Below are 19,370 nucleotides of genomic sequence, written 5' to 3'. Positions count from 1 at the left end.
GGCGGCGCGCCCGTTGCGTTGCTGGGGACCCTGCCCACTGGTTTCGGTAAGCTAGCCACCCTCCGGCCGCTGGCGGGTGCCCCTGCAAAAATCGACGGACCCGCGCCAAGCCTGGTAAGCCATTTCCATCACCCCCTGCCAGCGTTCGGCGGAAATACCTGGGGGCAGCTGTTCAAAACGCCCCTGCTCAATCCCAATGCGGGCACCGACGCCGTTATCGTGCGCGACGGTTCTTGCCTGGTGGCGTACAACCCCGACGCGCCGGGCAAGGACTGGTTCAACGGCCGTGGCAAGCTGCCGCGTGGCCCGCTCGACGCGCAGCCAGGCGTGCCACGGCAGCCCTGGGGCGAGGCCTAGCCCAGCGGCACGGGCGTTCTGGCCGGCCATGCAGGGCAAGTAGCTATTTCAGCCAGCTTGCGTACACTGCCCGGGGCCCCGGGCGGCTACTTCCCGCTTGGCAGGCCCCCACACCATGCAAAAAACTGCCCTCCTGGCCGGGGCCACCGGCCTCATCGGCGCGGCCCTGCTGCCACTGCTGCTCGCCGACGCCCGCTACGCCAAAGTGGTGGTGGTGGGGCGGCGGCCCGTGGCCCTGGCCCACCCCAAGCTGGTGCAGGTCGTTACGGAACTGAGCGAGCTGGAAAGCCACCGCCTCCAGCTCATCGCCGACGACGTGTACTGCTGCCTCGGTACCACGCGCCAGCAGGCCGGCTCGAAGGAAGCCTTTCACAAGGTTGATTTCTTGTACGTGGTGCAGCTGGCGGCGCTGGCGGCCAGTAACTTCACCAGCCAGTTCCTAGTGGTGTCGAGCCTCGGGGCTGACGCCAATAGCCGCGTGTACTACAGCCAAGTAAAGGGCGAGATGGAAGCCGCCGTGGGGCCCCTACCCTTCCGGGCACTACACATTTTCCGGCCATCGCTGCTGCTGGGCCGGCGCGCCCACCCGCGTTTGGGCGAGCGAATTGGCGCCACGGCGCTGGCCCTGGCGGGGCCCCTGCTGCGCGGCAGCTGGGCCAAATACCGGCCCGTGGCCGCCGCCGCGGTGGCCGCCGCCATGCTGCGCGCCGCTCACACCGATGCCACCGGCCTGCGGGTGCACGAGCCCGCCGGCGCGTAGCGCTGCCCCCCCGCCCCCCCCGCCCGGCGCACTGCACCAAAAACTGTGTCGTGGCGCAAACCCGGAAATCATCTTAAAAGAAAAGCCCCAACCAGTGCGGCTTGTCCTTACCCAAAACTCAAAATCCCTTTCGGCTATGCGGCCGGAAGGGATTTTTTAGACGAGTGCTTGCCCAGATTGCGGCTTTTTGAGTGGTGTTAGCCAGCGAAAAAAGGCGCGTACGCTACTTCCAAGAAGCCAGCAAAAGATTTGGGTAAGGACAAGACCAGTGCGGTCAGGACTTTTCTTTTACAGCTTAATAAACGGACAAGGGCCCTAGTAGCGCCGGCCGTAGTAGCCACCGCGGTATGGGTACCGGGGCCCGTAGTAAGGGCGCGGCGCGTAGTAGGGGCGGGCGTAGTAGGGGGCCGGGTACACCACGGGCACAGGCGGCGCGTAGTACACCGGCGGGGCCACCCATACCGGGCGCGGCGCGTAGTAGCGGGGCTGGTAGTACGGCCGCGGATAGTAGCCGCCGCCGATGAAAACGCCTACCCGGACCTGGGCCGAAGCCACGCCGCTGCTCAGCAGCAACAGGAACAGCGCCGAAACAAATATCATGGACTTGATACGCATGGGATATACTGCTCACGAAGTGGAATGCGAAAACGAAGTAGGGTGCGGGGCTTGCCCCCGCCCGTCGTTGAACGGTTCAGTCAGCTTTCGTTCAACGACGGGCGGGGATAAGCCCCGCACCCTACTTCGTGACGAGTATAAGTGCGCTGAAGCGCTTGGTTTAGAAGTCGAAAGAAGAACGGATGACAAATAATTTTGCAAATAAAATACCAAGTTGTACCCGGTTAGTACTCTACCCTACGATTTCCACAGGTATTTGATACAGAGTAATTTGCCTGATTAGCCAATCGAATAGGGTTTCGACCATTCGGGCTACCTTGGTTGATGCATCCGTTTCGGGGCGGGTGAGTTGGCGAACGATATTCAAGCCGTGGCGGCTCAAACTCGTGGCGCGATAGCCGTGGTTTTTGTGCGCGAGTGGCTTGCGCCGGTCCGCCGCCTGTCCCACACTCAGGCAAAACGCGTAGGCCAGGCTGACCAGGGCGACGAGTTTGCGCAGCTTGTCGTGGCAGCGCAAGTGGCTGTTTTCCAGGTTAAATCCCCTGCCTTTCAGGTTCTGAAAACACTGTTCGATGGTCCAGCGCTTCGCGTAGAATTGCCCCAGTGACGTCAGGCCGGACGTGCCAAAGAGAAAGAGGAACTCCCCGCCTTCGAGCGCTTTGACCCAGGCTTGCCCCCACACGCCATCGACCTGCACCTGGGCGAAACGCCGGACCTGCCCCACGCTCAGGCCCAGGTCGGCAATGGCGCGACGGCTCCCGCTTTCAGCGGTCAGCAAGTGGTGCTTGGGCAGGCGCATGACAAAATTCAAGCCGTTGTCTTTGAGCCACTTCAGCCACATATGACCGACGAACTCGCGGTCCCCGAGCACCAGCCCGATGCGTTCGCGGCCCAGCAGGGCCACGCAGGCTTCGAGCACGGCGATGCGCTGGGCGGCGTTGGAGTTGCCGCTGCGGTTGTCGAGCAATTCCCAGTAGAGCGGTACGTGCCACGCCCCGCAGCCCACGGTGACGAGCAGGATGTTGACCTGGCACCGGCCAAAGTCCCATTCGGTGCGGTCCAGGCACAGGCGCAGCTTGCCCGTGGCCGGTAATAAGGCGATTACCAGACGGGCCAGGGCCAGGTAGTCGGGTTGCACGGTGCGAAAGAAGTGCTGAATCCGGGTTTCGTTCGAGGCCGGTTTGACCGCGTCGTTCAGGTGCTGGGCGACTTCGCAGAAGTGCACGTTGCGGCTCTTTATCAGGCCGATAACGAACTGGGCGATGAACTTCTGCCGCGAGAGGTGGCCCACCAGGGGCACCAGCTGTAAAACGGTCGTAATTTTGGCGATGAGGCGTTGCTTCACGGGGCGGGAAGGGCTTTGTTGGCGTTGGAACCACAAAGGTCGGCCCGCCCCGTTTAGCAAAAAAACCCTGCAAACACGCCGTAGAGGCTGTTATAAGGCCTCAAAAACCTGAATAGCAAATAGTTGAAAAATCGTAGGGTAGAGTACCCGGTTAGAACCCCCCCATCGGTCGGGGTTTAATGGGCCCCTGACAGACTTTTTTTATGAGCCAGACCCAAAAAAAGTGGCGCACCCTGGGGCGCGCCACTTTTACTGACCGAAGCCAGCCGGGTTACTTCTTGTACGTCTGGTTGAGGTAGGCGAGCACGGGCGTGGTGAGGTCGAGGTCTTTGCGGCCGTAGGCGATGGTACCGCTGGGAGAGGCCACCAGGATGAGCTTGTAGCCGTGGGCTTTGCCATAGGCCTCCACTTTTTTGTTGACGCTGCCCAGCACGCGCTGCGTGAGCTTGCCTTCTTCTTCCTGGGCCAGGGCTTGCAGCTTCTGCTGCTGCTCGCCCGACTGCTGCTGCTGGGCTTGTAGCTTCTGCTCGGCGGCGGCGCGTTGCTCGGGCGTGAGGCTGGGGGCCTGCTTCTGGTAGGCCTCCACAGCGGTGCGGAAGTTAGTGACCAGCACCTGGTTCTGGCGCTCCCAGCCCTTAGCCTTCACCTCAAACGAGCGGCGGGCGTCCTTCATGCCCTGGTAGCCGTCGAGCAGCTTGGCCGACTCGATGTAGGCAATCTGATCGGCGTTAGCGGCGGCTTCGGCGGCGGGCACGGTGGGCGGCGTCACGGGCTGCTCGGCCAGGGCGGTGGTGTCGGCCGGGGCGGCGGCAGTTTCGGCGGCGGCGGGCGCGACGGCCACGGCCGGGGCGGCGGGCTGGCGGAAGTGCAGGAAGTACAGCACAGCCACGGCCACGAGCAGCACGGCGTTAAACGCCAGTTGGAGCGGGTTTTTCATTGAAACAGAAAGTGAAACGATGCACAAAAGTACGGCCGGGGCCCCTCACGCCGGCAAGCCAATGTGAACCAGGGCATCGCCTTGGTTCACGATGGGCATGTAGTTGAGGCCCACCACGAAGCCGCTCACCGGCGATTCGAGCCGCACGGTGCGCTCGCCGTAGGGGTCGGCCACGGAGCCGTACACCTGGCCTTTTTGCACGAAGTCGCCGTTTTGCACCAGCGAGCGCCACAGGCCCGCAAACCGCGCCCGCAGCCAGGTGTGGCGGCGGCACACCACGCCGGCCTGCGCGGGCGGCGGCGCGGCGGCGCCCATGCCCAAGTGGTGCAGCACGCGCAGAGTGCCGGCCACGGCCACTTCCACCCCAGCGTCGTCGATGCGCAGGCTCTCGCCGGTTTCGTACACGATAATGCGCTTGCTTAGGCGGTGCGCTGCCTCGCGCAGCGAGCCCGGCCGCAGGGCCGCGTGCAGCGTGAACGGGGCCCCGAAGGCGGCGGCCAGCGCGTCGGTTACCGGATCAACTTCCAGCTCGCAGCGCACTTGCGGGTGGTTGGCCCGGGCCGCGCCGCCGGTATGGAAATCAATGCCGTAGTCGATGAGGGGCATGATTTCGCGCATGAAGCGGTGGGCCACCCGGCTGGCCAGCGAGCCGCGCGGCGAGCCCGGAAACGAGCGGTTCACGTCCTTGCCGTCGGGCACTTCGCGGCTAAAATTCAGGAACCCGTAGATGTTGAAAATGGGGATGGCGATGATGGTGCCGCAGGTGGGGCGCAGCAAGTCGCGCCGCAGCATACGCCGGATGGTTTCGATGCCGTTCACCTCGTCGCCGTGCATGCCGCCCATCAGCAGCAGCACGGGGCCCGGCACGGCCGAGCGCAGCACGTGCACCGGCACGTCGATGAGGGTGCCCGAGGGCAGGCGCGAAATCACCAGCCGCGTCAGCACCCGCTCGCCGGGCATGATGGTGAGGTCGTTGAGGTAGATGGGATCGAGCGGGGGCATCGGGCAAAGGTAGCGCCGGGGCCCTAGGCGGCGGGGACGTCGGGATGGACGTCGGTGGCCTTTTTAGCCTTGCCCTTGCTCCGTTTTTTGGCCGCCAGCGCGGCCGTGTAGTCGATGATGCGGCCGGCAATATCAAGCTGCGTGGCCTTCTCGATGCCCTCCAGGCCGGGCGAAGAGTTCACTTCGAGCACCAGGGGCCCCCGCTTGCTTTGCAGCATGTCGACGCCGGCAATACCCAGGCCCAGGGCCTTGGCGGCCAACAGGGCGGCGGCCTTTTCGGCGCGGCTCAGCTTCATCAGGATGCCGGTGCCGCCGCGGTGCAGGTTCGAGCGGAACTCGCCCTCCTTGCCCTGGCGCTTCATGGCCCCCACCACTTCGCCGTCTACTACAAAGGCCCGCAGGTCAGCGCCTTTGCTCTCGGCAATGAACTCCTGCACAATGATGCGCGCCTTGAGGTTATGGAAGGCTTCAATAACGGATTGGGCGGCTTTCACGCTCTCGGCCAGCACCACGCCCAGGCCCTGGGTACCTTCGAGCAGCTTGATGATGACGGGGGCCCCGCCCACTTGCTCGATCATGGCGGGCACGTCCTGCGAGAAGTTGGTGAACGCCGTTTTGGGCATGCCCAGGCCGGCGCGGCTCAAAATCTGCATCGAGCGCAGCTTATCGCGCGAGCGTACAATGGCCTGGCTATCCACGGCGGTGCGCACCTTCATCATCTCGAACTGCCGCACCACGGCTGTGCCGTAGAACGTGACCGAGGCCCCAATGCGCGGCACGATGGCGTCGAAATGCGCTAGCGGCTCGCCCTGGTAAATGATGCCGGGGTGGCCTTTCTCCAGCACCAGGTTGCACTGAAGATGGTCGACGACCACGGCGTCGTGGCCGCGGGCAATGGCGGCGGCCACCAGGCGCTGGGTCGAGTACGATTTGGGTTCCCGCGATAGAATGGCCAGTTTCATTGGTCGGAGGGTGAGGGTGCGGGCAGAAAACGGGGAGGAGCGGCGGCCACAAGCGGGCCCCGGGGCCCTAAACAAGCGGTGCGCCGACTTGGCCAGCCCCGCCCCAAATTTACGGTTGGACCCGGGCTATGTCGCCGCCCGGCGGGCAGCCGCTCGAACGGCCGCTTTGTGCGAAAGGTTACGCCGGGCCACGTCGACTACGAAGCGGCCCTGGCGCAACAGGCTGCGACCCAGCAATACTGGGTACTTCATGTCGGAGCGGTCGGAGAGCGAAAATTCCACCCAAAAATCCTTGCCATAAAGCCGCACTACGGCCTCGATGACGTAGCGCTCCTGCACCTCACCGTTGGACGAGCGGATGCCGCGCCGCGTGAACTCGGCAAATTCCAGGGCCCGGCCGTCGGAGCCGGGGTGGTCGGGGTCGTGCAGGCGGCCGCGCAGCACGGGGGCCCCGGCGGGGCCCGGGGCCTCGTGCACGCCGGTGCAATGCAGAGCGCTGGTATAGGCGCCGGTGTCCACCTTGGCTTCCACGCCGAGCAGGGCAAAGGCTGGGAAATCAACCAGCTCGCGCCGGCCCAGGGTGCGCTTGGCGGGGCGGGTTTTCATGCCGGCGAAGGTAGAACGCAAAACGCCCTTCCGGCAGCGGAAAGGCGTTTTGCGCGAGGGTTAGTTGTTGTCGCCGGAGCCCCGTAGGGGTCCCGTGAGGCTACGGCGGTGGTGATTTCTGCATAATACCTTAGAAACCAGCAACGAGCAACTCAATAAGAGCCTTGCTGGTCGCGCAGTAGGCGGTCGTACTCGCGCTGGGTGCGCTTGGAGCGGCTGTGGCCGGCGTAGACGGCCAGGCCCTGCGTCAGGAGCCCGAAGCCCCAGAAAGCCGTCGTCCAGATGGGCCAGGGCAGCAGCTCGCTGCCCTGGGGCGTGAGGGCCCACAGCAGCCACAAGCTGCCGTTCACAAGGCCGTAGATGAGCAGGTGCGATTGAAATTTGGTACGGGCCTTGGCTTTCTGCCACAGGTAGGGGTCGCGGGCTTGGAGTTCCATGGGCGGCGGGGGTAAAGCGGTGGATGAATTTGATGCTCAAAACTATCCCGGGGCCCCGGGGCCTGCAATTGCTTGTGGCCGAAGCGTCGGCTTCGGTGGACCAAGCGCCCGAAACCGCCACCGAAGCGCGGGCCCGGCAGCTTTTTGGGCGGGATTTTCGTTAGCTCCTTTCCAGCTTGCTCCTTCTGCCCGTGCCTACTCTTCCCGACCTTACCGCCCGCATTCGCCTCGTGCAGGGCGACATCACCCGCCAGCCCGTAGCGGCCATCGTCAACGCTGCCAACTCCAGCCTGCTCGGCGGTGGCGGGGTCGACGGCGCCATTCACAGCGCCGGGGGGGCCAAAATTCTGGAAGAGTGCCAACAGATTCGGGCCACGCGGTACCCGCAAGGCTTGCCTGCCGGTGAAGCCGTAATCACTAGCGGGGGACGGCTGCCAGCAGCGCACGTCATCCATACAGTGGGCCCTGAATGGAACAGCGGCCACAAGGGCGAGCCCGAACTATTGGCCAGCTGCTACCGCAACAGCCTACGCCTGGCCACTGAGAATAACCTGAAAACCCTGGCTTTCCCGGGCATTAGCACCGGCATTTACGGCTATCCCAAACCCGCGGCGGCGGCCGTAGCCGTACGCGAGGTGCGGCAGTGGCTGGGGACCCACACGGTACCGACCACGGTCACGTTCGTGGTGTTTGACGATGAGAGCCGGCGGATTTACGAGCAAGCGCTAGCTGAGATTTAGGGCCCCGGGGCCCTATACCAGCTCGCCCACGGCTTCGATGCGCGCCTGCACTTGCTGCATCAGCCAGAGCGGGGTGCTGGTGGCGCCGCAGATGCCCACCGATTGGGCACCGGCAAACCACTCGTCCTCCAGCTCAGTCTCGTTTTCGACAAAGTAGCTGCGTGCGTTGAACTGCTGCACTACCGAAAACAGGGCCTTGCCGTTGGAGCTTTTGCGGCCGCTCACGAAAATGATGACGTCGTGGAGCGTGGCGAATTTGGCCAGCTGCGGCTCGCGGTTACTCACCTGCCGGCAAATGCTGTCGTTGGCGTCGAAGCTTTCCAAGGCCCCACCGGCGGCGGCGATGCGGGCCTCTATCAGGCCCTTCATTTTGTAGAAACCGGCCGTGCTCTTGGTGGTTTGGCTGAAAAGCGTGACGGGCCGGGCGAAGTCAATCTGGTCGAGGTCGGCCTCCGTCATCACGATGATGGCGCGGTTGCCGGTTTGGCCCGTGAGCCCAGCCACCTCGGCGTGGCCAGGCTGGCCGTAAATCACAATCTGGCCGTCCTGGCGCTGGCTCAGGTCGAAGGCGTGCTTGACGCGGTTTTGCAGCTTGAGTACCACCGGGCACGAGGCGTCGATGAGCTCCAGGTTGTTGCGCAGAGCCAGCGCGTAGGTTTCGGGCGGCTCGCCGTGGGCTCGGATGAGCACCTTACAGTCGTGCAGATCAGCCAGTTGCTCACGGTCGATAATACACAGGCCGCGCTGGTGCAGGCGCTCCACCTCCATGCGGTTGTGCACAATGTCGCCGAGGCAGTACAAGGTTTCCTCGTGCGCCAATTCGTCCTCGGCCATCTGAATGGCAAACTCGACGCCGAAACAATAACCGGAATTCTTATCAATCGTGACTTGCATAGCGCTTATAAAACACGGTATAGTTGGATAGGGTTCTGGCCCGCGGCAAAAGTACGCCGAGGCCTCGGCCCTAGCCGCAACCGTGCCAAAAGCCGCCGCGCTACCCCCGGCTGGCCGCAAACAGGGCCGAGAATACCTGGTCAATCACGAAATCGACCTGCTCGCTGATGGTGATGTGAGTCGTGTCGAGCAGCACGGCGTCGGTGGCGCGGCGCAGGGGGCTTTCGGCGCGGGTCGAGTCGATGTGGTCGCGCTTGCGCAGGTTGTCGATGATGTCGGCCAGGGGCACGTGCTCGTCTTTGTCGGCTAGCTCCATTTGGCGGCGACGGGCGCGCAGCTCCATATCAGCGGTCATAAAAACCTTCACCTCGGCATCAGGGAACACGGTGGTACCAATGTCGCGGCCATCCATCACCACGCCGCGCTTGCGGCCCATGCGCTGCTGCTGGGCCACCAGGGCGTGGCGCACCTGCGGGATGACCGATACCTCGCTCACGGAATTCGAAATCCGCATCTGGCGGATGTCGTCCTCGCGGTTCGCACCGTCCAGAAATAGCTCGTTGCGCCCCGTCTGGGGGTGGCGCCGGAAGCTGATGGTGAGGTCTTTGAGTACCTGCTCCACGGCGGGCAGGTCGTCGAAAGCAATGCCGTGCTCCAGTAGGTGGAGCGTGACGCCCCGGTACATGGCGCCGGTGTCGACGTAGGCGTAGTGCAGCAGGTGGGCCACCGCTTTGGCGGTGGTGCTTTTGCCGCACGAGGAGTAACCATCAATGGCGATGACGAGCTGTTTCATATGCGAAGCGGTTGGCCATTGGCCCCGCAAGGTTACGAAATCCAGCGCTTACGCCCGGCTGCCGGGGCCCCCAGCCGCCCGGGCACCGACGCGAAAAACGCGGCTACTGACGCTGCATCGCCCCTATCCAGCTGCTGACTAACTAAATAAAAGGGGTTGAAAAAAAGTCGGCCGGCCAGGCCCACGCCAGTGCTGCCGTCGGGCCCGGCCGCCCATTCACCGCCGTGCACTTGCACCAGGCACTCGCCCAGGTAGCAGCCAAATGCCTGCACCACGCCCGCCCGCTGGCCGGCCGCCACCTGACCCCGCTGCGCCGTGATGAAGTGGTCGAGCCGGGCCACGCCCGCAGCGTCGAAGCCGGCCAGGCCCAGCTGCTGGCGCACGGCTTCGGCCGCCGCTTCGAGGGCGGGCACGGGGTTGGGGGCGGGTTGGTCGGGCATATTTTCGGTGACTAGCGCAGCTTTATTTAACGGCGGCGGGAGCGGCTTTCCAGCGGCCGTACGTTTCGATGAACGGCTTGAGTTCTTCGGGTTGAATACCCTGCACGCGTTGCAGTTGCGCGAGTAGTGAGGGCGAGTCGGCCACTACGAAAGCCAACACACGCCGCAGCTCCTGGGGGTTGGTGGGCAGCACAATAGTGGTATCGGGGCGGCAGAGTAAGCTGTACGTTCTGGCGGAACGCAGGCCCGTGAGGTAGTCAGTGTATGCCACCACCTGAATGGCCCCGGCCCGGTATAGCCGCCGCGCAAAGCTGCTGCGGACGCACTCACCAGTTTTGGGCACCGTGAAGCGGTGCACGATGCAGAAAGTATCGGTACCGAAAGCGAATCCACGCAGGCTATCCACGGCGCAGCGCTGGGGCGGGGCTTTTTTGCTCTTGCTCTGGGGGTCGGCGATGTACAGGTTTTGCCAATCGTAGTAAAACCGTCCCGGTTGCCACGTACCGTTAGCCAACTGAAACGTGCCTTTGCGATAAAACTCGCCGGGGCCCCGGAACTGGTTCTGGCTCTTGGAAACGCCGCCAATAATCAACCCGGTGATGGCCCCCGCTAGTTGCGCCTGGGCCGCTGGGGCCCCCAGCAGGGCCGCGCCGCCAACCAGCGCGAATGAGCAGTAAAGTTTATTCACGCAGAAGCAGTGTATAATGGAAAATTAATGTCCCTCGCAAGGGCAGGGCACGTGCTTGCCCGATTTGTGGTGCTTATACCAGCTGGTTTTCTTCTGCATGGAGCTTTGGCGGGCGCAGCCGCCGCTGGCCAGCAGCAGCGGGGCCAGCAGCGCAAAGACAATAATCTTTTTCACAGGAATACGGAGTTAGAATAACGGCTTGTTTAGCCAAATATAAGGTTCTTTGCCAGTCCGAACCCCATTGCCCGGCCCGTCCGTTCCGCCCATGTCCGCTGATTTTTCTTTGCTCGCCAACGTCGTCGACGTGTTTGCCCGCACCGTGCGCCCCGCCACCATTCAGGTGGCCGGCGGGCGCATTGCCGCCGTGGTGCCCACCGGGGCCCCGGGCCCCGACGCGGCCCTGCCCTACGCCCTGCCCGGCTTCGTGGATGCGCACGTGCACGTGGAAAGCTCCCTGCTGGTACCCAGCGAGTTTGCGCGCCTGGCGGTGGCCCACGGCACCGTCGCCACCGTGTCCGATCCCCACGAAATCGGCAACGTGCTGGGGGTGGCCGGCGTGCAGTACATGCTGGACAACGCAGCCGCGTCGCCGTTCAAGTTTTGCTTTGGGGCCCCCAGCTGCGTACCGGCCACGCCGTTCGAAACGGCAGGGGCCGAAATCACGGCGGCCGACATTGCCCGGCTGTTCGAGAACCCGAAAATCGGTTACTTAGCCGAGATGATGAACTGGCCCGGCGTACTCAACCGCGACCCCGGCGTGATGGAGAAAATTACCCTGGCCCAGACAGCCGGCCGGCCCGTGGATGGCCATGCACCCGGCCTGCGCGGCCCTGACGCCGCCCAGTACGCCAGCGCCGGCATCGCCACCGACCACGAGTGCTTCACCGCCGCCGAGGCCCGCGACAAGCTGGCTGTGGGCATGAAAATCCTGATCCGCGAGGGCTCAGCGGCCCGCAACTTCGACGCCCTCATCGAGTTGCTGCCCGAGCACTTCCCGCACCTCATGTTCTGCTCCGACGACAAGCACCCCGACACGCTCGTGCTCGGCCACATCGACCAGCTAGTACGCCGGGCCTTAGCCCTGGGCAACAACGTGTTCGACGTGCTGCAAGTGGCCTGCGTGAACCCCGTGCAACATTACAAATTACCCGTGGGCCTGCTGCGCGTGGGCGACCCGGCCGACTTCATCGTGGTCGACAACTTGACCGATTTCCGGGTGCAAAAGACATACCTCGACGGCCAACTGGTGGCCGAAAATGGCCAGTCCCTACTGCCCGCAGCGCCCATTGCGGCAGCCAATAACTTCCACGCCCAGCCTGTGCAGGCGGCTGATTTTCGGGTGCCCGCGCCGGCCGCCAGGGCCCCCACGCTGCGCGTTATCGAGTGCTTCGATGGGCAGCTCGTCACGGCCCGGCTCGACTTGCCGGCGCTGATAGAAAACGGCGAAATTGTGGCCGACCCGGCGCGTGACGTGCTCAAGCTGGCCGTGGTGAACCGCTACCAGGCGCACGTGCCGCCAGCCATGGCCTTCATCAAAGGCTTCGGGCTGGCGGGCGGGGCCCTGGCCAGCAGCGTGGGCCACGACTCGCACAACATCACGGCCGTGGGCTGCGACGACGCCAGCTTGGCACGGGCCGTCAACCTCGTCATTGGGGCCCGGGGCGGGCTGGCGGCGGTGGGCCCCGGCGGCGAAGAGCTGCTGCTGCCGCTGCCTGTGGCCGGCCTCATGTCGGACCAGCCGGGAGCTGATGTAGCGGCCGCCTACGCCGCCCTCGACGCCTTCGCCAAGCGGCTGGGCTCGCCGCTGGGGGCCCCGTTCATGACGCTTTCCTTCATGGCCCTGCTCGTCATTCCCAGCCTGAAGCTGAGCGACAAGGGCTTGTTCGACGGCGAAGCGTTCCGGTTCGTCGACGCCGTAGCCTGAGTGATTCGGGCGCAAAAAAGCCGCCGGATGATGTATCCGGCGGCTTTTTACTTTTCGGGCAAATCTCGGTTAGGCTTGCTGGAAACGTTTGTCCAGTAGCTTTTGCATCTTCTCCCCGGTCAGGGGTTTGGTGAGGTATTCCACGTTGGGGTACTCGGCCACGCGGGCGGTATCGGCCTGGTGCATGGAGGTGGTGAGCACGGCCAGCACCGTTTTGTTCTGCACGGGCTCGGGCAGCTTGCTGTACATTTTCAGGAACTCGAAGCCCGACACGCCGGGCATTTTCAAGTCCACAAATACCAAGTCGGGTGCCGGGGCCCCGTCGGCCCACAGCTTGGCAAAGGCCTCGTCGGCGCGGGTGTAAGTCGTCACCTGCTCGGCCACGGCCAGCCGCCCCAGCAGGCGGTTGTTCAGGAAACTGGTGGTTTCGTTATCGTCCACTAGTACGATGTGGTTTAGAGGGCTGGACATAGCCTGATCGTTATTATTGAACAAGAACGCACGAAATTACGCGGCGGCCGCAACACCCGCAACCCCAACAGTAGGACGAAACGATAAATAATATTAGCGTAGAGGGCCCTACAGCCAGCCCTGGGCCTGCATCCAGTCGTCGTTGTAGATTTTGCCCAGGTAGCGGGTGCCGTGGTCGGGCAGTACCACCACCATCATATCGGTTTCCTTTAAGTGCTCGCGGGCGTAGGCCAGGGCCCCGGATACGGCCGAGCCGCAGCTCCAGCCCACAAACAGGCCTTCTTCCTTGGCCAGGCGGCGCGTCATCAGGGCGGCGTCCTTGTCGGTGACTTTGATGAACTGGTCAATCACGTCGAAATTCACGTTTTTCGGCAAAATATCTTCGCCGATGCCCTCCGTTTTATAAGGATAGATTTCGTTGGGGTCGAAAATGCCGGTTTCCTTGTACTTCTTGAACACCGAGCCATAAGTATCGATGCCGAGCGTGAACACGCCGGGGTTCTGCTCCTTGAGGTACTTACTCACGCCGCAGATGGTGCCGCCCGTGCCCACGCCAGCCGCCCAGTGGGTAATCTGGCCCTCGGTGCCGGCCCAGATTTCGGGGCCCGTGTGCTCGTAGTGGGCGGCGGTGTTCGAGAGGTTGTCGTACTGGTTGGGGTAGAAGGAGTTGGGCGTTTCCTGGTTGAGGCGGCGGGCAACTGAATAGTAGGAGCGCGGGTCGTCGGGAGCTACGTCGACAGGACAGACAACCACTTGGGCTCCCACGGCGCGCAGGATGTCCTGCTTCTCTTTGCTCTGCTTGTCGCTCATCACGAAGATGGTTTTGTAGCCTTTGGCGATGGCGACCAGCGCCAGGCCCAGGCCCGTGTTGCCACTCGTGCCCTCGATGATGGTGCCGCCGGGCTTGAGCAGGCCGGCCTTTTCAGCGTCCTCCACCATGCGAATGGCCATGCGGTCCTTCACCGAGTTGCCAGGGTTGAAGTACTCGACTTTGGCCAGCACGGTGCCTTTAATGCCTTCGGTAACTTTGTTGAGCCGGACGAGCGGGGTGTGGCCGACGGCCTCGATGATGTGGTTGTAATGCATAGCCAACGTTGGGTAGGAAGCGGTAAAGGTACGGCATTCGGGCAGGGCCCCGGGGCGCCGGGCCGGGCGAGCGGACCCCAGGGCCCCTATTTTTATGTAGCACCACCCACCGAATTAGCCCTACTTTTGCGGCGGCGCAGGCCACCCCTCCCCCATCGTTTTCATCCCCCAACCCCCCAAGAATGAGCGTTCTGGTCAATAAAAACTCCAAGGTTATCGTGCAGGGCTTCACCGGCTCCGAGGGCTCGTTCCACGCCGGGCAAATGATTGACTACGGCACCCACGTGGTGGGCGGCGTGACGCCGGGCAAGGGCGGCACCCAGCACCTCGACCTGCCGGTGTTCAACACCGTGGCCGACGCCGTAGCCGCCACCCAGGCCGACACCAGCATTATCTTCGTGCCCCCAGCCTTCGCCGCCGACGCCATCCTAGAAGCCGCCCAGGCCGGCATCAAGGTCATCGTGACCATCACCGAGGGCATCCCGACCAAGGACATGATTGCCGTGAAGCACTACCTGAAGGACCGCCCCGAAATCACGATGATCGGGCCGAACTGCCCCGGCGTGATGACCGCCGGCGAGTGCAAAGTGGGCATCATGCCCGGCTTCATCTTCCAGAAAGGCCGCGTGGGCATCGTCAGCAAGTCAGGCACGCTGACCTACGAAGCCGTTGACCAGCTTACCAAGGCCGGCCTGGGCCAGACCACCGCCATCGGCATCGGCGGCGACCCCATCATCGGCACCACCACCAAGCAAGCGGTGGAAATGCTGATGAACGACCCCGACACCGAAGGCATTGTGATGATTGGCGAAATCGGCGGCGGCATGGAAGCCGAAGCCGCCCGCTGGATCAAAGAAACCGGCAACAAGAAGCCCGTCGTGGGCTTCATCGCCGGCCAAACCGCGCCCCCCGGCCGCCGCATGGGCCACGCCGGCGCCATCGTGGGCGGAGCCGACGATACCGCCGCCGCCAAAATGGCCATCATGCGCGAGTGCGGCATCCACGTCGTGGATTCGCCCGCCGAAATTGGCGACACCATGCTGCGCGTGCTGGGCGGGAAGTAGTAACGTTTTCCTTATTATTTGCTAAAAAACCTCGATTTTCGTCGGGGTTTTTTTATTGCTCGCTATTTTTAGCCATCCGCTCATCTTCCCCATCCTTTCCCTATGCGCAAACTTGGTTACTATTTCATCGTGAGTACGTTGCTCGCCGGCTCGGCCTGCCACAAGGAGGTGGAAACGGTTGTGGTGCAGGAGGTGGACAAGCAATACAGCTGGGCCGAGGTTAAGCACCTCATCAATTCCCAGCGCAACGTGATGCAGGTACTGCCCGGAACGAATACCCTCAACTTGCAGGAAACGGGAAACTTTGAGGTGCTTTCGCCCATTGCGGGTTCCGCTGAGAAGGCCGTCAATGGCTACTACACGGGCTTTGGCCACACGTTATCGCGCACCTGGGGGTTCGACCCGCTGCCGTGGGACCTACGCAACGCCGTGCCGATGAACGCGAACTTCTACGCCAACCCAAACGGCTATGGCGACGTCAGTTCTGATACAGTGCTAACCATTTACCCAACCAAATTCCTCGACATTGGTACCCGGCTGCACCTGAAAGGCCTTGACCCCACGGCCACGCGGTTCGAAAATTTCTTGCTTGGTTCGCGGTTTCCATTTGGGGTCATCAACCGTAACAATTATTTGCTGTGCGGCTACTCTACCAATACACAAGAGAACGCCTTCCACTTGGTGCTAACCAAACTCGTAAATACGGCCACCGTCGGCATCACCTCCTTTGGCCTAAGCCCAACCGGCACAACGCAGATAACCTCGCAGCTCATTCGCGTCCCTACCGCCGACCGTAGCCAATCCAGCTTCAAGTCCTTCTGGGCCGTCGACGACTATTTTTTGGTGTGGTGCGCCAACTTTGGCTTATTCAAAATTAACCAAGATGGCTCTTTCCAGCAAGTAAACGGCACGTTTACCCAAGTCACCGGTCCGGTAAATCCTACTGCGGTTTTCAAGTGGAAGGGCGTCGTCTACGCCATGCAGAACGGTGGCACCATCTGGACTTCGGCCAACGACTGTGCAAGCTGGCAGCGCATTGATGGCTTCAACTCGGCGCTCAATCTTTCAACTTTTTACCCGGTGGGCGATAGCCTGGTGGGCATTACCCACGGCATCATCACCAACAGCCTTTACACCCTGCGGTGGCTAAATGCCAACACCATCAAGCTACGCGAGTTGAAGAACGACGGCATAGGGTACGCTAATTTTTCCGACCTCGCGCAACTCGGCGACACCGTGTATTTAGGCACAACCAACGGCCTATTCAAGCGCCCGTTGAATAAGTTTTTCGATAGCCAGCCAAAGTGACGCTTTGATACCAGCGCAATAGGGGCCCCTGCACATTGCGCCGGGGCCCCTACTCTTGCAATCCTGTCCTGAAAACTTAGGCGTTGGTCGTCGTGGTCAGGTTCACCTCGATGTTGCCGCGGGTGGCGCGCGAGTAGGGGCACACCTGGTGGGCTTTGGCCACGAGGGCTTCGGCCTGGGCCTGGTCCATGTTGGGGATGTTCACGGCCAAGTCCACGGCGATGCCGTAGTTCTCGCCGTCTTTGCCGAAGCTCACATCGGCCGCCACGGTGCTGCCGGTGATGGGGGTTTTCTCCAGGCGGGCCACCAGGTTCAGGGCCCCGTCGAAGCAGGCGGCGTAGCCGGCGGCGAAGAGCTGCTCGGGGTTGGTGCTGCCGGCCAGGCCGGCGCCGCCCATCTCCTTGGGGGTGCTCAGAGGCAGGTCTATAACGTTGTCGGACGAAACGGCGCGGCCGTCGCGGCCACCAGTGGCTTTGGCGCGGGCCGTGTATAAACGCTGAATGCTCATGGTGTTTAGAATTAAGAAGTAGTGAATTTGGATGATTAACTCGCTATGATTGCCTGATGTTTAATTGTGCACAACTAAATTTAACAATTTGCAACAACCCGCTGATTTTCAACTCTATTAAATTTTAAATTAATCCCTACTGGCCCGGCTTCCAGGAGTTGCTACCCCCCAGGCCAATAATCAGGCCTAGCTGAAACACCGAATTGGCGGCCTTCAGGTAGGCGTTGGGATGGAAGCCGATGGCCTGGCCGCTCATCAGTTGGAGCTGGAAGGGCCCTGCCAGCTGCACCCGCGTGAAGGTGATGGGCTCGAAAATAACGTTGCCGATGGGGGCCTGGCCCTGCCCATCGATGCGGAAGTTGTTGAGCTGCACATAGCTCAGGCGCAGGGCCGTGCCGTAGCTCAGCGGGAAGTCGTGGTGGCCGATATGCACGCTGTGCTTCTTCTTACTGGCGTAGTTCACCTGCACGAACACCTTGCTCAGGCTGCCTTCGAGGCGGCGGGTGGTGAGCTGCTCGGCGTTGCGCTCGGTGCGGTCGGTGCTACCGCCGCCCACGCCAGCGTACACCTCGAGCACGCGCTTGTCGGGCAGGCGGGTGAAGTAGCCCACGCTAGCCTCAGCGAAGTCGAAGTTTTCCGTTTTGTCGCCCTTCGAGCGGTGCAGCGACGAGAACGTGCCCGCCGCCGCCAGGTGGTCGGCAAAAGCATAGGCCCCCTGGAAGGCAAAATTGTTTTGCAGGTTGGTGCTGACGCTGCCGTAAAACTCGCTTTTTTGGGTGAGCAGCGGCACGTGCGGCGGCGGCGGAAAGTAGAGCGACGTGCAGCCGACCAGGCCCGCAGCGGCCGCGGGCACACCACCCCGCACCAGGGCAGTCAGCAGGAAACGAAATAGCTTCTGGGGGGGCACCATACCTCAACGGCGAAGGTAAGGATTTCTTGCCCACTCCGCCCTTCCGGGGCCCCGGCCCGTATGCCAAAGCAAATTCTTCCGTTTATGCCCGCTTCTATTAAATACGACGTCCTCATTATCGGTTCTGGCCAGGCCGGCAACCCCCTCGCCACGGCCCTGGCAAAAGCCGGCCGCCGGGTCGCCCTCATCGAAAAAGCGCAGCTCGGGGGCTCCTGCATCAACTACGGCTGCATCCCCACCAAAACCCTGCTAGCCGCCGCCAACCGCCTGCACCAACTGCGCACGGCCCCCGAAGTGGCCGCCCCGTCCGTGCCGGGCGCCGCCGAACTAAAGGTGGGCCTGGCCGCCGCTATGGCCCGCAAAAATGCGCTGCTGGCCAAGCTGCGCGCCGGCCTCGCCGAAAATCTCACCGCGCCCGAAGTGGGCGTGACAGTGCTGCACGGCCACGCGGCCTTCACGGGGCCCCGCACGGTGCGCATGGTGCCCGATGGCGCCCCCCACGAGTACCAGGACCTTACCGCCCCCCTCATTTTCATCAACACGGGCACCCACGCGGCCGTGCCCAACGTGCCGGGCCTGGCCGAAGTGAAGTACCTGACCACCACCCAGCTGCTCGACATTGACGAGCTACCCGAGCACCTCATCATCCTGGGCGGCGGCTACATCGGCCTGGAATTCAGCCAGATGTTCCGGCGCTTCGGCAGCCGCGTCACCATCGTTGAACAAGGCACCCAACTGCTGGAGCGCGAAGACGATGACGTGTGCAAGGCGCTGCAAACCGGCCTCGGCGCCGACGGTGTGGAGTTTGTGCTGGGCGCCGAGGTGCGCCGCGTCAGCCAGGGCCCCGACGGCCACATTACCCTCACGGCCCACACCGCGGAGGGCGAGCGGCGCATCCGCGGCACCCACATGCTGGTGGCCACCGGCCGCACGCCCAACACCGGCGACCTGGGCCTGGACTTCGCCGGCATCAAAACCGACGAGCAGGGCTATGTGCAAGTCAACGACTACCTGCAAACCAACGTGCGCGGCGTGTATGCGCTGGGCGACGTGCACGGGGGGCCCCAGTTCACGCACCTTTCCTACGACGACTACCGCATCGTGCGCGATGCCCTTTTGCACGGCAAGCGGCGCTCGGCCAGGCAGCGGCCCCTGCCCTACTGCATTTTCACCGAGCCCCAGGTGGCCCGCATTGGCCTCAGCGAAGGCCAGGCGCAGGAGAAAAAGCAGCCCTACCGGGTGGCCGTCATGCCGGTATCAAGCACCGGCCGCGCCCAGCAAACCGGCGAAAAAGTGGGCTTCTGGAAGGTGCTGGTGGGCCCCGACGACCGCCTGCTCGGGGCCTGCATCGTGGGGGCCGCAGCGGCCGAAGTCATGGCCATGATCGAAATTGCCATGGCCGGCCGCCTCCGGTACCAGGTGTTGCAGGAAATGGTGTTCGCTCACCCCACCTGGGCCGAATCGCTCAATAACGTGTTCCGCGACCTCAAGGAGGCAAAAATAAAGGCGGAGAAGTAAGCGCC

The 19,370-nt window shown here is 63.1% G+C and carries 23 protein-coding genes and 1 pseudogene; 8 read left to right on the top strand and 16 right to left on the bottom strand.

What is annotated here, in order from left to right; genetic code table 11:
* Positions 1 to 18: 18 nt before the first annotated feature.
* Positions 19 to 357 (top strand): hypothetical protein, encoded by a 339-nt coding sequence (locus DDQ68_RS19520; protein ID WP_109657798.1) that lies wholly within the window; start codon positions 19 to 21, stop codon positions 355 to 357.
* Between the two features lie 115 nt (positions 358 to 472).
* On the top strand, positions 473 to 1,117 hold the full coding sequence (locus tag DDQ68_RS19515) for an NAD-dependent epimerase/dehydratase family protein (protein ID WP_109657797.1): 645 nt from the start codon (positions 473 to 475) through the stop codon (positions 1,115 to 1,117).
* Between the two features lie 315 nt (positions 1,118 to 1,432).
* On the opposite strand, the gene DDQ68_RS19510 is transcribed toward DDQ68_RS19515, so the two are convergent.
* From DDQ68_RS19510 to DDQ68_RS19480, 7 genes are all read right to left on the bottom strand, one after another.
* Positions 1,433 to 1,732, bottom strand: coding sequence for a hypothetical protein (locus DDQ68_RS19510; RefSeq protein WP_211320180.1), 300 nt, complete (start codon positions 1,730 to 1,732; stop codon positions 1,433 to 1,435).
* Positions 1,733 to 1,964: 232 nt separating this feature from the next.
* A complete protein-coding gene (locus DDQ68_RS19505; protein ID WP_162549735.1) occupies positions 1,965 to 3,077 on the bottom strand; it encodes an IS4 family transposase in 1,113 nt (370 codons plus the stop codon).
* Between the two features lie 271 nt (positions 3,078 to 3,348).
* Positions 3,349 to 4,014, bottom strand: a complete 666-nt coding sequence (locus DDQ68_RS19500; protein WP_109657796.1) for an OmpH/Skp family outer membrane protein — start codon at positions 4,012 to 4,014, stop codon at positions 3,349 to 3,351.
* 45 nt (positions 4,015 to 4,059) lie between these two features.
* Positions 4,060 to 5,016 (bottom strand): succinylglutamate desuccinylase/aspartoacylase family protein, encoded by a 957-nt coding sequence (locus DDQ68_RS19495; RefSeq protein ID WP_109657795.1) that lies wholly within the window; start codon positions 5,014 to 5,016, stop codon positions 4,060 to 4,062.
* Positions 5,017 to 5,039: 23 nt separating this feature from the next.
* Complete coding sequence (gene rimK / locus DDQ68_RS19490) at positions 5,040 to 5,978, bottom strand: 30S ribosomal protein S6--L-glutamate ligase (RefSeq protein ID WP_109657794.1); 939 nt, start codon at positions 5,976 to 5,978, stop codon at positions 5,040 to 5,042.
* A gap of 126 nt (positions 5,979 to 6,104) precedes the next feature.
* The gene (locus DDQ68_RS19485; protein ID WP_109657793.1) at positions 6,105 to 6,584 is read right to left on the bottom strand and encodes an ATP-dependent zinc protease family protein; all 480 of its coding nucleotides are present in this window, start codon (positions 6,582 to 6,584) and stop codon (positions 6,105 to 6,107) included.
* Positions 6,585 to 6,736: 152 nt separating this feature from the next.
* Positions 6,737 to 7,021, bottom strand: a complete 285-nt coding sequence (locus DDQ68_RS19480) for a 2TM domain-containing protein (RefSeq protein WP_109657792.1) — start codon at positions 7,019 to 7,021, stop codon at positions 6,737 to 6,739.
* A gap of 32 nt (positions 7,022 to 7,053) precedes the next feature.
* Between DDQ68_RS19480 and DDQ68_RS24325 the strand changes: the two genes are divergently transcribed.
* A complete protein-coding gene (locus DDQ68_RS24325) occupies positions 7,054 to 7,185 on the top strand; it encodes a hypothetical protein (protein WP_281271048.1) in 132 nt (43 codons plus the stop codon).
* 27 nt (positions 7,186 to 7,212) lie between these two features.
* Positions 7,213 to 7,761 carry an O-acetyl-ADP-ribose deacetylase gene (locus tag DDQ68_RS19475; protein ID WP_245897117.1) on the top strand — a complete coding sequence of 183 codons (549 nt, stop codon included), beginning with the start codon at positions 7,213 to 7,215 and terminating at the stop codon, positions 7,759 to 7,761.
* A 12-nt stretch (positions 7,762 to 7,773) separates the two neighbouring features.
* Here the strand turns inward: DDQ68_RS19475 and DDQ68_RS19470 are convergent, their stop codons facing one another.
* The 5 genes from DDQ68_RS19470 to DDQ68_RS23115 form a co-directional block, all read right to left on the bottom strand.
* Positions 7,774 to 8,655 carry a 4-hydroxy-3-methylbut-2-enyl diphosphate reductase gene (locus DDQ68_RS19470; RefSeq protein WP_109657791.1) on the bottom strand — a complete coding sequence of 294 codons (882 nt, stop codon included), beginning with the start codon at positions 8,653 to 8,655 and terminating at the stop codon, positions 7,774 to 7,776.
* 100 nt (positions 8,656 to 8,755) lie between these two features.
* Positions 8,756 to 9,448, bottom strand: coding sequence for a (d)CMP kinase (gene cmk, locus DDQ68_RS19465; RefSeq protein WP_109657790.1), 693 nt, complete (start codon positions 9,446 to 9,448; stop codon positions 8,756 to 8,758).
* A 32-nt stretch (positions 9,449 to 9,480) separates the two neighbouring features.
* Positions 9,481 to 9,888 (bottom strand): hypothetical protein, encoded by a 408-nt coding sequence (locus DDQ68_RS19460; protein ID WP_109657789.1) that lies wholly within the window; start codon positions 9,886 to 9,888, stop codon positions 9,481 to 9,483.
* A gap of 22 nt (positions 9,889 to 9,910) precedes the next feature.
* Positions 9,911 to 10,576, bottom strand: a complete 666-nt coding sequence (locus DDQ68_RS19455) for a hypothetical protein (protein ID WP_109657788.1) — start codon at positions 10,574 to 10,576, stop codon at positions 9,911 to 9,913.
* Positions 10,577 to 10,600: 24 nt separating this feature from the next.
* Positions 10,601 to 10,750 (bottom strand): hypothetical protein, encoded by a 150-nt coding sequence (locus tag DDQ68_RS23115; protein WP_162550260.1) that lies wholly within the window; start codon positions 10,748 to 10,750, stop codon positions 10,601 to 10,603.
* Positions 10,751 to 10,841: 91 nt separating this feature from the next.
* Here DDQ68_RS23115 and ade point away from each other — a divergent pair, with 91 nt between their 5' ends.
* Positions 10,842 to 12,500 carry an adenine deaminase gene (ade, locus tag DDQ68_RS19450; protein ID WP_109657787.1) on the top strand — a complete coding sequence of 553 codons (1,659 nt, stop codon included), beginning with the start codon at positions 10,842 to 10,844 and terminating at the stop codon, positions 12,498 to 12,500.
* A gap of 69 nt (positions 12,501 to 12,569) precedes the next feature.
* Here the strand turns inward: ade and DDQ68_RS19445 are convergent, their stop codons facing one another.
* Both DDQ68_RS19445 and DDQ68_RS19440 read right to left on the bottom strand, forming a co-directional pair.
* Positions 12,570 to 12,971, bottom strand: a complete 402-nt coding sequence (locus tag DDQ68_RS19445; RefSeq protein WP_109657786.1) for a response regulator — start codon at positions 12,969 to 12,971, stop codon at positions 12,570 to 12,572.
* Positions 12,972 to 13,082: 111 nt separating this feature from the next.
* A pseudogene (locus DDQ68_RS19440) lies at positions 13,083 to 14,057 on the bottom strand (PLP-dependent cysteine synthase family protein); the annotation flags it as partial.
* A 182-nt stretch (positions 14,058 to 14,239) separates the two neighbouring features.
* Here DDQ68_RS19440 and sucD point away from each other — a divergent pair.
* Positions 14,240 to 15,121, top strand: a complete 882-nt coding sequence (gene sucD, locus DDQ68_RS19435) for a succinate--CoA ligase subunit alpha (RefSeq protein WP_109657784.1) — start codon at positions 14,240 to 14,242, stop codon at positions 15,119 to 15,121.
* Between the two features lie 102 nt (positions 15,122 to 15,223).
* On the top strand, positions 15,224 to 16,429 hold the full coding sequence (locus DDQ68_RS19430) for a hypothetical protein (protein ID WP_109657783.1): 1,206 nt from the start codon (positions 15,224 to 15,226) through the stop codon (positions 16,427 to 16,429).
* A 76-nt stretch (positions 16,430 to 16,505) separates the two neighbouring features.
* Here DDQ68_RS19430 and DDQ68_RS19425 read toward each other — a convergent pair whose 3' ends face one another.
* Both DDQ68_RS19425 and DDQ68_RS19420 read right to left on the bottom strand, forming a co-directional pair.
* Entirely contained in the window at positions 16,506 to 16,937 is a 432-nt protein-coding gene (locus DDQ68_RS19425; protein ID WP_109657782.1) for an organic hydroperoxide resistance protein, read from the bottom strand.
* A gap of 136 nt (positions 16,938 to 17,073) precedes the next feature.
* Positions 17,074 to 17,847 carry a hypothetical protein gene (locus DDQ68_RS19420; protein ID WP_109657781.1) on the bottom strand — a complete coding sequence of 258 codons (774 nt, stop codon included), beginning with the start codon at positions 17,845 to 17,847 and terminating at the stop codon, positions 17,074 to 17,076.
* A gap of 84 nt (positions 17,848 to 17,931) precedes the next feature.
* Here DDQ68_RS19420 and DDQ68_RS19415 point away from each other — a divergent pair, with 84 nt between their 5' ends.
* On the top strand, positions 17,932 to 19,365 hold the full coding sequence (locus tag DDQ68_RS19415) for a mercuric reductase (protein WP_109658525.1): 1,434 nt from the start codon (positions 17,932 to 17,934) through the stop codon (positions 19,363 to 19,365).
* Positions 19,366 to 19,370: the final 5 nt, after the last annotated feature.

Source organism: Hymenobacter nivis (assembly GCF_003149515.1).
GTDB lineage: Bacteria > Bacteroidota > Bacteroidia > Cytophagales > Hymenobacteraceae > Hymenobacter > Hymenobacter nivis.
The sequence above is the reverse complement of the archived record's forward strand: the minus strand, read 5'-3'. Positions and strand labels throughout refer to the sequence as shown.

Coding starts and splice junctions, on each gene's coding strand:
- DDQ68_RS19485 (WP_109657793.1), bottom strand. CDS start 6,584: ATGAAAACCCGCCCCGCCAAGCGCACCCTGGGCCGGCGCGAGCTGGTT.
- ade (WP_109657787.1), top strand. CDS start 10,842: ATGTCCGCTGATTTTTCTTTGCTCGCCAACGTCGTCGACGTGTTTGCC.
- DDQ68_RS19515 (WP_109657797.1), top strand. CDS start 473: ATGCAAAAAACTGCCCTCCTGGCCGGGGCCACCGGCCTCATCGGCGCG.
- DDQ68_RS19420 (WP_109657781.1), bottom strand. CDS start 17,847: ATGGTGCCCCCCCAGAAGCTATTTCGTTTCCTGCTGACTGCCCTGGTG.
- DDQ68_RS19480 (WP_109657792.1), bottom strand. CDS start 7,021: ATGGAACTCCAAGCCCGCGACCCCTACCTGTGGCAGAAAGCCAAGGCC.
- DDQ68_RS19445 (WP_109657786.1), bottom strand. CDS start 12,971: ATGTCCAGCCCTCTAAACCACATCGTACTAGTGGACGATAACGAAACC.
- DDQ68_RS19425 (WP_109657782.1), bottom strand. CDS start 16,937: ATGAGCATTCAGCGTTTATACACGGCCCGCGCCAAAGCCACTGGTGGC.
- DDQ68_RS24325 (WP_281271048.1), top strand. CDS start 7,054: ATGCTCAAAACTATCCCGGGGCCCCGGGGCCTGCAATTGCTTGTGGCC.
- DDQ68_RS19495 (WP_109657795.1), bottom strand. CDS start 5,016: ATGCCCCCGCTCGATCCCATCTACCTCAACGACCTCACCATCATGCCC.
- DDQ68_RS19470 (WP_109657791.1), bottom strand. CDS start 8,655: ATGCAAGTCACGATTGATAAGAATTCCGGTTATTGTTTCGGCGTCGAG.
- DDQ68_RS19415 (WP_109658525.1), top strand. CDS start 17,932: ATGCCCGCTTCTATTAAATACGACGTCCTCATTATCGGTTCTGGCCAG.
- DDQ68_RS19460 (WP_109657789.1), bottom strand. CDS start 9,888: ATGCCCGACCAACCCGCCCCCAACCCCGTGCCCGCCCTCGAAGCGGCG.
- DDQ68_RS19510 (WP_211320180.1), bottom strand. CDS start 1,732: ATGCGTATCAAGTCCATGATATTTGTTTCGGCGCTGTTCCTGTTGCTG.
- rimK (WP_109657794.1), bottom strand. CDS start 5,978: ATGAAACTGGCCATTCTATCGCGGGAACCCAAATCGTACTCGACCCAG.
- DDQ68_RS19430 (WP_109657783.1), top strand. CDS start 15,224: ATGCGCAAACTTGGTTACTATTTCATCGTGAGTACGTTGCTCGCCGGC.
- DDQ68_RS19500 (WP_109657796.1), bottom strand. CDS start 4,014: ATGAAAAACCCGCTCCAACTGGCGTTTAACGCCGTGCTGCTCGTGGCC.
- cmk (WP_109657790.1), bottom strand. CDS start 9,448: ATGAAACAGCTCGTCATCGCCATTGATGGTTACTCCTCGTGCGGCAAA.
- sucD (WP_109657784.1), top strand. CDS start 14,240: ATGAGCGTTCTGGTCAATAAAAACTCCAAGGTTATCGTGCAGGGCTTC.